This window comes from Pseudomonas sp. CM25 (assembly GCF_013179705.1).
Lineage (GTDB): Bacteria > Pseudomonadota > Gammaproteobacteria > Pseudomonadales > Pseudomonadaceae > Aquipseudomonas.
Window position 1 is genome coordinate 1 of the sequence record NZ_JABMCW010000240.1, and the last position, 8820, is coordinate 8820.

Sequence of the window (8820 nt, forward strand, 5' to 3'; positions counted from 1 at the left end):
AAGTCGGTGGCCGAGCTGGAGGCGGCCAGCCGGCAGATTTCGTCATACCAGATCGAAAGCGAGTTGCTGTACTTCCGCAAGCATCATGGCGTGGCGGGCCTGGCCCTGCACATGCTGCTCGTCACCCTGGGGGACCTGGTGCTGGCACTCAAGGCGCTGTTGAAACGACGCGGATGGGGCGCGATCCAGGCCTGCTGGCGGCATTGCCGGGCGACCTGGTCACTGCTGCTCAAGACCCGCTACGCCAGCCAACCGACAAGGTAGGTAGAGCCATGTTCGAGAATATCCGTGCCGATTTGCGCGCCCATGGCGGCGACTGGGGCGCCCAGGGTTTCTGGGTACTGCTGGTATATCGCTTCGGCCGCTGGCGCTACCGCGTTCGCCCGGCACTGCTGCGCAAGCTGTGCTCGTTCATCTACAAGGTGCTGTTCAAGTTCGTGCAGATCATCACCGGTATCGAGCTGCCCTGCGAGGTAGAGATCGGGCGCAACTTTGTCATCGACCATTTTGGCGGCATCGTCGTCAGTGGCTATGCCCGCTTTGGCGATGACTGCCGCATCCGCAACGGCGTGGTGGTGGGTTTGAAAAATGTCGACGAACCGATTGCCCCGGTATTCGGCAACAATGTCGATATCGGTACCGGAGCCAAGGTGCTGGGCAGCATCCGCATCGGCAACAACGTGATCATCGGCGCCAATGCCGTGGTGCTGGTGGATGTGCCGGACAACTCGCTTGCAGTGGGGGTGCCGGCCACCATCAAGGCGCGGCAACCGGCCGCCACGGCAGCGGTGGAGTGACACTCATGGCGACAGGGATCGGGGTGGTGGTTATCGGCCGCAACGAAGGCCAGCGCCTGGCGCGCTGCCTGGGTTCGCTGGCGCAGGGTGCGGACCAGGTCATGTATGTCGACTCGGGCTCCACCGACGGCTCGCTGCCGCTGGCGCGCAGCCTGGGGGTGGAGGTAATGGCGCTGGACATGCGCCGCCCGTTCACCGCTGCGCGCGCACGCAACGAAGGCTTCGTCGCCTTGCGGCAGCTATCGCCTTGGATACAGCTGGTGCAGTTCGTCGATGGCGATTGCGAGGTGGATGCAGGCTGGCTGGCCACGGCGCAGGCGTTTCTGCATGACCACCCCGACGTGGCGGTGGTGTGTGGCCGCCGGCGTGAGCGCTTCCCGCAGCGCTCGGTGTACAACCTGCTGTGCGACCTGGAGTGGGACACCCCCATCGGTGAGGCCAAGGCCTGCGGCGGCGATGCACTGATGCGCGCGGACGCATTTGCCGCGGTCGGCGGTTTTCGCCCCGACCTGATCGCCGGCGAAGAGCCAGAACTGTGCGTGCGCTTGCGGGCCAAAGGCTGGAAGGTCTGGCGCCTGGCCGCCGAAATGACCCTGCACGACGCCGCCATGACCCGTTTCAGCCAGTGGTGGCGGCGCAGCCTGCGCGCTGGACATGCCTATGCCGAGGGGGCTTACCTGCATGGCCGGCCGCCAGAGCGGCACTGGCTGCGCGAGTCACGCCGGGCCTGGTTGTGGGGCCTGGGCATACCGCTGGCCATCGTCCTGGCCTGCCTGCTGCTGGGCAGCTGGGGCCTGCTGTTGCTGTTGATCTACCCGCTGCAGGCAGTACGCCTGGCCCGCCGTGGTGGCAAGTCGGCGCGCGAGAACTGGCTGCAGGCGGTGTTTCTGGTGTTGGGCAAGTTCCCGGAAATGCTCGGCCAGCTGAAATTCTTGCGCCACCGCTTTGCGGCCGGCAAATCGGCGTTGATCGAGTACAAGTGAGAGAAACCCATGATGCTCGGCACCCTCGTGAAAAGCGTGTTCACCTTGCAACCGGGCTACTCGTTGCGGGCGTTGAACAACAAGTACAAGCTGACGCTGCAGATTGCCAGGCAATGGCCTGAGCTTGAGGCGTTCAGCCGGCGCATGACGGTGGCCCTGGGACGGCAAGGTCTGCAGCGGCTGGGCGTGGACTGCATCGGCGTGGTGCAATGGCCCTACATCAGCCAGCGCTGGGAGGCGCCCGAGCGCCTGGAGGTGGTGGCGTCGCACTTTGAAGTGCTGGCCGGGCAGTTTCCGGCACTGTTGCTGCTGGGGCGCGACGAAAGCCTGACGCTGTGCGATCTGGCGGCGCATTCGCCAGGCTGCCGCCTGGTGCTTGACCGGCCGATCTGGTTCAAGCGCGAAGGCGAGCTGGTGCTGAACCTGTTCCAGGGCGACCTGCGCGTGGCCTCCCTGGCATTCACCCTGTGCCGTAGCCAGGGTGAGCTGTGCCTGTTCATCGGTGCCGTGCAGGGCATTCACAAAGGCATCGACAGCGAAACCTCGCTGGCCATCTACCGCGACCTGACCAAGGACTTCGAGGGCCTGCGCCCGCGCAGCCTGCTGCTCGAAGCCTTGAAGTGCCTGGCCAGGACGTTGGGCGTGACGCAGCTGTATGCGGTCAGCGATGCCTGCCGGCATCACCGCCACCCGTATTTTGGCAACGACAAAGGCCAGGACCTGGCGGCCAACTACGACGTGATCTGGCAGGAAAACGCCGCCACAGCGTCGAATCGCGAGGACTTCTTCGCCATCCCGCTGGCACCCGCGCAGCGGGCAGAAGCGGACATTCCGGCGAAGAAACGGGCGATGTATCGCCGCCGCCAGGCGTTGCTCGACGATCTTTTCAACCGCTTGCAGGCAGCATTGCCAAGCAGCGGTAGCAACCTTGGACTACAAGGAAAACAGGGGGATGCATTTGTCGTGAGTGCATCAGCAGTGGATCGACCACCTGTAGTCGACAGCCTGAAGTGAAGGTTGCCTGAGGCGGTAGGTCATCAAGCGGGTTTGGATGTGGATTCGTATGCGCATTGCTTACTTCATCAATCAGTACCCGAAAGTCAGCCACAGTTTCATCCGTCGCGAGATCCTGGCGCTGGAGCGCCAGGGGGTAGAGGTGCAGCGCATCGCCCTGCGCGGGTGGGACGCCGAGGTGCAGGACGCCGAGGACGTGAGCGAACGGGACAAGACCCGCTATGTATTGCAAGGCGGGCTCAAGGGGCTGCTGGCGCCGACGTGGCAGGTGCTGCGGGCACAGCCTGGACGGTTTTTCCGGGCGCTGCGGCTGGCCATGCGCCTGGGCCTGCGAGCCGACCGCAGCTGGCCTTACCACATGGTCTACCTGGCCGAGGCTTGCCAGGTAGTGCAATGGCTGCAGGCAGGGGAGGCGAAACACGTGCACGCCCATTTCGGCACCAACTCCACCGAAGTCGTGATGCTGGCCAACGCGCTGGGCGGGCCGGCGTACAGCTTTACCGTGCACGGGCCGGAAGAGTTCGACAAGCCGCAGTTTCTGCATATGGGCGAGAAGGTGCGGCGTGCGGCTTTTGTGGCGGCGGTGAGCTCTTACGGGCGCAGTCAGCTGTTCCGCTGGGTGGCGCACGAGCACTGGGCCAAGGTCAAGGTGGTGCATTGCGGCCTGGAGCGTGGTTTTCATGAGGTGCCACCGGTTGCCGTGCCCACGGCGCCGCGGCTGGTGTGCGTAGGGCGCCTGTGCGAACAGAAAGGCCAGCTGCTGCTGCTGGAGGCGGCGCGCAGGCTGGCCGCCGAGTCGATCGCTTTCGAGCTGGTACTGGCCGGTGACGGCGAGATGCGCGGGGAGATCGAGGCCTTGATTGCCCGGCATGGCCTGCAGCAACACGTGCGCATCACCGGCTGGATCAGCAGTGCCCAGGTGCGCGAAGAAATCCTCGCCGCCCGCGCGCTGGTGTTGCCCAGTTTCGCCGAGGGCCTGCCGGTGGTGATCATGGAAGCCATGGCCCTGCGCCGGCCAGTGCTGACCACCTATGTAGCGGGCATCCCCGAACTGGTGCGGCCGGGCGAAAACGGCTGGCTGTTCCCGGCCGGAGCCGTGGACGAGCTGACCACCGCCATGGCCGACTGCCTGGCGCAGCCCGCCGAGGCCCTCCAGCGGATGGGCGAGGCGGCCTACCAGCGCGTGTTGCAACGGCACGATATCGACACCGAGGCGGCCAGGCTGGCCGGCTACTTCAAGGCATTCGCATGATAAGTGTATTGGGTTGGTTGCTGGGCCTGCTGACGGTCATCGTCCTGGTGCCGGTGTTGGTGTTGCTGGTGCAGGTGCTGATGGCGTGCCTGCCGGTGCGGGTGCGGCCGCTGGGTAGCGGCGATCGTCCGCGGCTAGCGGTGTTGGTGCCCGCCCATGACGAGGCTTCGATCATTCGTGCCACGCTGGCGAGCGTTGTTCCGCAATTGCGCGAAGGCGACCGCTTGCTGGTGGTGGCCGACAACTGCACTGACGACACCGCGCAGCTGGCCCGCGAAGCCGGCGCCGAAGTGGTGGAGCGCCACGATGCGTTGCTGCGCGGCAAAGGCTACGCCCTGGATTTCGGCGTGCGGCACCTGGCCGAGCAGCCGCCTGAGGTGGTGATCGTGGTCGACGCCGATTGCCTGGTCGCGGCAGGGGCCATCGACTGCCTGGCGCGGCGTTACCGCGAGGCCGGTCGGCCGGTACAGTCGCTGTACCTGATGCGCGCCCCCGCCGGTGCCGGGTTGAAAGTGCAGGTGGCCGAGTTCGCCTGGCGGGTCAAGAACCTGGTACGCCCACGCGGCTGGTCGCGTTTGGGGCTGCCGTGCCAGCTAATGGGCGCAGGCATGGCCTTCGGTTGGGACGACCTGGCCTTGATCAACCTGGCCAATGGTCACCTGGTCGAGGATGTGAAGCTGGGCCTGGACCTCTGTCAGCAGGGCAAGCCGCCACTGTTCTGCCCGGAGGCCCTGGTCACCAGCCAGTTCCCGCTCAGCCAGCAAGGCCTCACCAGCCAGCGCACCCGCTGGGAGCATGGCCATCTGGGCCTGATGCTGGCAGACGCCCCTAAACGCGCGGCGGCCGCCTTCAGGCAGCGCAACGGCAGCCTGGCGGCGATGACCCTGGACTTGCTGGTGCCGCCGCTGGCGTTGCTGGTGCTGACGTTACTGGGGCTCAACCTGCTGACCTGGCTGGCGTACCTGCTGTTTGGCCTGGCCACACCGGCGTGGCTCGCCCTGGGTGCACTGGCATTGCTGGGCTTGGCGGTGGTGCTGGCCTGGGCGCGCTTCTGTCGCGAGCTGATCCCGTTTTCGGTACTGCTGTATGCCCCGTTCTACGCCGCAAGGAAAATTCCCTTGTACCTGAGTTTCCTGATCAGGCGCCAGGTCGAGTGGGTGCGTTCAAAAAGGGATGACGACTGATGGCTCAGTGGCTGTGGCAGGAACGCTGGAAGCGCATTATCTGCCAGCTGGAAGTGGTGGCAGACGGCGCCTCGGCGCAGCACCTGCTGGACCGCCTGGCGACCCCCGAAACGGCCACGGTGCTGGGCTTCGTCAACGCCCATGCGATGAACCTGGTGGTGCGTGATGGCGCCTATTGCCAGGCACTGTCGGCTGCCGATGTGCTGCTGCGCGATGGCTCGGGCATGGCGATGCTATACCGCCGCCTGGGGCTGGAGCCCGGGCTGAACATGAATGGCACCGACTTCATTCCAACGCTGATGGCGGCCTACCGTGGGCGCCGGGTGGCGTTCTGGGGCACCCGACAACCCTTCCTGGACCAGGCCGCACAACGCTGTGAAAGCCTGTTTGGCGTAGTGCCGGTGTCCGTTCACGACGGTTTTGCCAGCGTCGAAACCTACCTGCAGCTGGCCCGCGAGCAACGTCCCGAACTGATCGTGCTGGGGATGGGGATGCCCAAGCAGGAAGCCGTGGCCGCACGGTTGGCGGCCGTCGGCGGCCCGTGCCTGATCGTGTGCGGCGGAGCCATCCTGGACTTTCTCGGTGGCAAGGTCAGCCGCGCTCCTGGTTGGCTGCGGCGCTTGGGTGGCGAGTGGCTGTACCGGCTGGTACGCGAGCCCAGGCGCTTGTTCATGCGTTATGTGGTGGGCAACCCATTGTTCTTGTTGCGCACCCTGCTGTACCGCCGAGCCGTGGATTCGGCCAGGCGCACCGTATAAATCGGCCAAAATGCGCGTGCTGGGTGATTCCCGGCTCGCCAGCAACGGGTGGCTGCTACAGTGATATCAATGGCTTGGGCGCGGCACTATCCTGCTCCACTGGCTTTGCAAAAGCTGTTTCAAGACTGGCTGTTTGATGAAAGGCATTCGCTACGCTCAAATTCATGAGGTCTGAGATGGTTTTCGAACCCAGAAGCAGTCGCTCCTTGCTCCAGAGAAGAAGCAGCGTAAGCAACGCCATCCAGGCGGGCCTCGATGGCATCGCCGTGACCGGCATTGCCTGGTACCTGATCTACGACCAGTTCGGCTACATCACCTCCGATTACGTGATCATGCTGCTGTTGCTGATTGGTGCATTGGCGGTCATTTACGACCATTATGCGATCTACCGCACCAACGTCGGGCTTTCCATCAAGGCCTTCCGGCTGTTCAAAGCGTGGTCGGCAACGTTCTGTTTCCTGGTGGTGATGGCCTTCCTGACCAAGCAGAGCGAAACCTATTCGCGGCTATTGGTCGGGCAACTGTTCGTCATTGGTTACGTGGCCCAGTTGTTCCTGCACTTTGCGGTGCGTGAGTTGCAAAAGCGCTTTACCGCGCATGCGCGCCTGGACAATGCCCTGATCATTGGCGCCGGTGACCTGGCCAACTTTTTGTATCAGAAGATCAGCAACAACCCGTGGTTCGGCGAACGGGTGCTGGGTTGCGTGCTGATCGACAACGCTGACGATCAGGGCCGCGAGAATACCGAGGGCAAGCAGCGGCTGCCGGTGCTGGGGCATGTTGCCGATCTGGACGAGCTGGTGGCCAAGCACGCTATCCGTACCGTGTACCTGGTCACGCCATTGGGTGGCTCCGAAGTGATCAATGACGTGTACTTCAAGCTGCTCGACAAGTGCATTGCCGTGAACTGGGTGCCGGATATCTTCTCGTTGCGCCTTATCAACCATAGCGTGCGGGAAATCGCCGGTATCCCGGTGCTGACGCTGTCGGAAACGCCGTTGACGGGCATGAGCCTGTTCTTGAAAAACCTTGAGGACAGGGTGCTGGCGGTGCTGATCCTGCTGTGTGCGTCACCGGTGTTGCTGGCGGTGGCCCTGGCCATCAAGATCGATAGCCGCGGCCCGGTGTTCTTCCGCCAGGAACGCACGGGCTGGACCGGCGAATCGTTCCGCATCTGGAAGTTCAGGAGCATGCATGTTCACCAGCCGGAGCAGGGCGTGGTGAAGCAGGCGCAGAAGAATGACCCGCGGCTGACCCGGGTCGGTGCCTTCATTCGCCGCACCAGCCTGGATGAGCTGCCACAGTTGTTCAATGTGCTGACCGGGGAAATGTCGCTGGTCGGGCCCCGGCCGCATGCCTTGCAACATGACACGTTGTACTCGCAGGACATCGTCGATTACTTCGCCCGCCACAACATCAAACCTGGCATGACCGGCCTGGCGCAGGTGCGTGGCTTCAGGGGCGAAACCAGGGATATCGAGCAGATGATCCAGCGGGTTGACTCGGACATCGAGTACATCAACAACTGGTCGCTGTGGCTGGATTTCGTGATTCTGGTGCGCACATTGAACGCCTTCACCGGCAAGCAAGCGTATTAGGATCCGCGAGCATTCTGGGGAGCCGCTACTCCTTGTTTAGCGGATGCAGCTCCCTGAATCCCCGGGCTTCCTCCACCAGCCAGTCATGCACCGCCCGCGCCCCCGGCTGGTTCAACCCCCCTGGCGGGTAATGCACCACGTAACGCTTGTGGTTGGCGATAGGCACGCCGAACGGCACGATCAGCGCCCCGCGTTCCAGTTCATCGTTAAGCAGCGTGCGTCGGGCAATCGCCACACCAATGCCGGCAATGGCGGCCTCGATGGTGAGGTGGTTGCGGTTGAAGGTATGCCCACGCCGCACATCCAGGCCCGCGGCACCGATGCCCTCGAGGTAGAACTCCCATTCCGCATATTCCGAGCTGCCGCGCCAGGCGGTGATGTCGTGCAGCAGCGGGTAGTGCGCCAGGTCGGCCGGCCCATGCAGGGGCGGCCGCCCGCGCAGCAGGCTGGGTGAGCACACCGGAAAGATCTGTTCATCCAGCAATGGTGTCGAAAGCATGCCTGGGTAACTGCCATCGTTCAGGTCGATGGCCAGGTCGAAATCACCAGGGTTCAGCGCCTGCGCACTGTCTTCAGCCACCAGCCGCAGCTCGATGTCCGGGTAGCGCTGCTGAAAGCGCGGCAGCCGTGGCGTGAGCCATTTGGCCAGGAACGACGGGATCGAGCGCACGCGCAAGGTGCCCCGGATTTCACCCGCGTCCAGGCGCAGCAGCTCGGCCTCGATGCTGCCGTAGGCCTCGGCCACCGTCTGCGCCAGGCGCTGCCCCTCGGCGCTCAGCTCCACCCCACGCGCCCGGCGCAGGAACAGCCGGTAGCCCAGGCGTTCTTCCAGCTGGCGCATCTGCTGGCTGACCGCGCCCGGGGTAATGTGCAGCTCTTCGGCGCAGCGGGTAAAGGACAGATGCCGGGCTGCACAGGCGAACACGTGCAGCCAGACGAACACCTGACCGTTGAGTTGTCCTTTCATCGTTTAGTACCACTAAAGGCTTGCTTAGAAAGTTTCGTTGGTCATCCGTTACCCAGGGCGTCAGTATCACGCAAAATCGCGTCAAAGCTCAATTTCTCTAGATACCCGTGCTTTGGATACATATCAAGGTACGGTCAGGCATTAGTATGGCTATCAGTGTTTTCGACCTCTTCAAAATCGGCATCGGGCCCTCCAGCTCCCACACTGTCGGCCCCATGCGGGCAGCGGCGACATTTGCCCAGGTCCTGCGCGAGCAGGGGCTGCTGG

Annotated in this window: 9 protein-coding genes and 1 pseudogene; 9 read left to right on the forward strand and 1 reads right to left on the reverse strand. The window is 63.9% G+C overall.

Annotation, left to right across the window (positions count from 1 at the left end):
* From HP546_RS21305 to HP546_RS21340, 8 genes and pseudogenes are all read left to right on the forward strand, one after another.
* Nucleotides 1-264, forward strand: a pseudogene (locus HP546_RS21305) (glycosyltransferase family 2 protein); the annotation flags it as partial.
* 8 nt (nucleotides 265-272) lie between these two features.
* Nucleotides 273-797 carry a serine O-acetyltransferase gene (locus HP546_RS21310; protein WP_172229159.1) on the forward strand — a complete coding sequence of 175 codons (525 nt, stop codon included), beginning with the start codon at nucleotides 273-275 and terminating at the stop codon, nucleotides 795-797.
* Nucleotides 798-802: 5 nt separating this feature from the next.
* Nucleotides 803-1780: a glycosyltransferase family 2 protein gene (locus HP546_RS21315; protein WP_172229161.1), complete on the forward strand. Its 978-nt coding sequence runs from the start codon at nucleotides 803-805 to the stop codon at nucleotides 1778-1780.
* A gap of 9 nt (nucleotides 1781-1789) precedes the next feature.
* The gene (locus HP546_RS21320; RefSeq protein WP_172229163.1) at nucleotides 1790-2794 is read left to right on the forward strand and encodes a VirK/YbjX family protein; all 1005 of its coding nucleotides are present in this window, start codon (nucleotides 1790-1792) and stop codon (nucleotides 2792-2794) included.
* A 49-nt stretch (nucleotides 2795-2843) separates the two neighbouring features.
* Nucleotides 2844-4046: a glycosyltransferase family 4 protein gene (locus tag HP546_RS21325; RefSeq protein ID WP_172229165.1), complete on the forward strand. Its 1203-nt coding sequence runs from the start codon at nucleotides 2844-2846 to the stop codon at nucleotides 4044-4046.
* Entirely contained in the window at nucleotides 4043-5230 is a 1188-nt protein-coding gene (locus HP546_RS21330) for a glycosyltransferase family 2 protein (RefSeq protein WP_172229167.1), read from the forward strand. The genes HP546_RS21325 and HP546_RS21330 overlap by 4 nt, the downstream gene beginning before the upstream one ends.
* A complete protein-coding gene (locus tag HP546_RS21335; protein WP_172229169.1) occupies nucleotides 5230-5988 on the forward strand; it encodes a WecB/TagA/CpsF family glycosyltransferase in 759 nt (252 codons plus the stop codon). Before HP546_RS21330 ends, HP546_RS21335 begins: the two co-directional genes overlap by 1 nt.
* A gap of 176 nt (nucleotides 5989-6164) precedes the next feature.
* Nucleotides 6165-7586: an undecaprenyl-phosphate glucose phosphotransferase gene (locus HP546_RS21340; protein WP_172229178.1), complete on the forward strand. Its 1422-nt coding sequence runs from the start codon at nucleotides 6165-6167 to the stop codon at nucleotides 7584-7586.
* Nucleotides 7587-7611: 25 nt separating this feature from the next.
* On the opposite strand, the gene HP546_RS21345 is transcribed toward HP546_RS21340, so the two are convergent.
* Nucleotides 7612-8553, reverse strand: coding sequence for a LysR substrate-binding domain-containing protein (locus HP546_RS21345; RefSeq protein WP_172229180.1), 942 nt, complete (start codon nucleotides 8551-8553; stop codon nucleotides 7612-7614).
* A 146-nt stretch (nucleotides 8554-8699) separates the two neighbouring features.
* Here HP546_RS21345 and HP546_RS21350 point away from each other — a divergent pair.
* Nucleotides 8700-8820: serine dehydratase beta chain (locus HP546_RS21350; protein ID WP_306125392.1), on the forward strand; the 121-nt coding region annotated here is incomplete at its 3' end.

Bases quoted from the DNA above. Each gene is read 5' to 3' on its own strand.
- HP546_RS21340 (WP_172229178.1), top strand. From the start codon at position 6,165: ATGGTTTTCGAACCCAGAAGCAGTCGCTCCTTGCTCCAGAGAAGAAGC.
- HP546_RS21345 (WP_172229180.1), bottom strand. From the start codon at position 8,553: ATGAAAGGACAACTCAACGGTCAGGTGTTCGTCTGGCTGCACGTGTTC.
- HP546_RS21315 (WP_172229161.1), top strand. From the start codon at position 803: ATGGCGACAGGGATCGGGGTGGTGGTTATCGGCCGCAACGAAGGCCAG.
- HP546_RS21335 (WP_172229169.1), top strand. From the start codon at position 5,230: ATGGCTCAGTGGCTGTGGCAGGAACGCTGGAAGCGCATTATCTGCCAG.
- HP546_RS21330 (WP_172229167.1), top strand. From the start codon at position 4,043: ATGATAAGTGTATTGGGTTGGTTGCTGGGCCTGCTGACGGTCATCGTC.
- HP546_RS21310 (WP_172229159.1), top strand. From the start codon at position 273: ATGTTCGAGAATATCCGTGCCGATTTGCGCGCCCATGGCGGCGACTGG.
- HP546_RS21325 (WP_172229165.1), top strand. From the start codon at position 2,844: ATGCGCATTGCTTACTTCATCAATCAGTACCCGAAAGTCAGCCACAGT.
- HP546_RS21320 (WP_172229163.1), top strand. From the start codon at position 1,790: ATGATGCTCGGCACCCTCGTGAAAAGCGTGTTCACCTTGCAACCGGGC.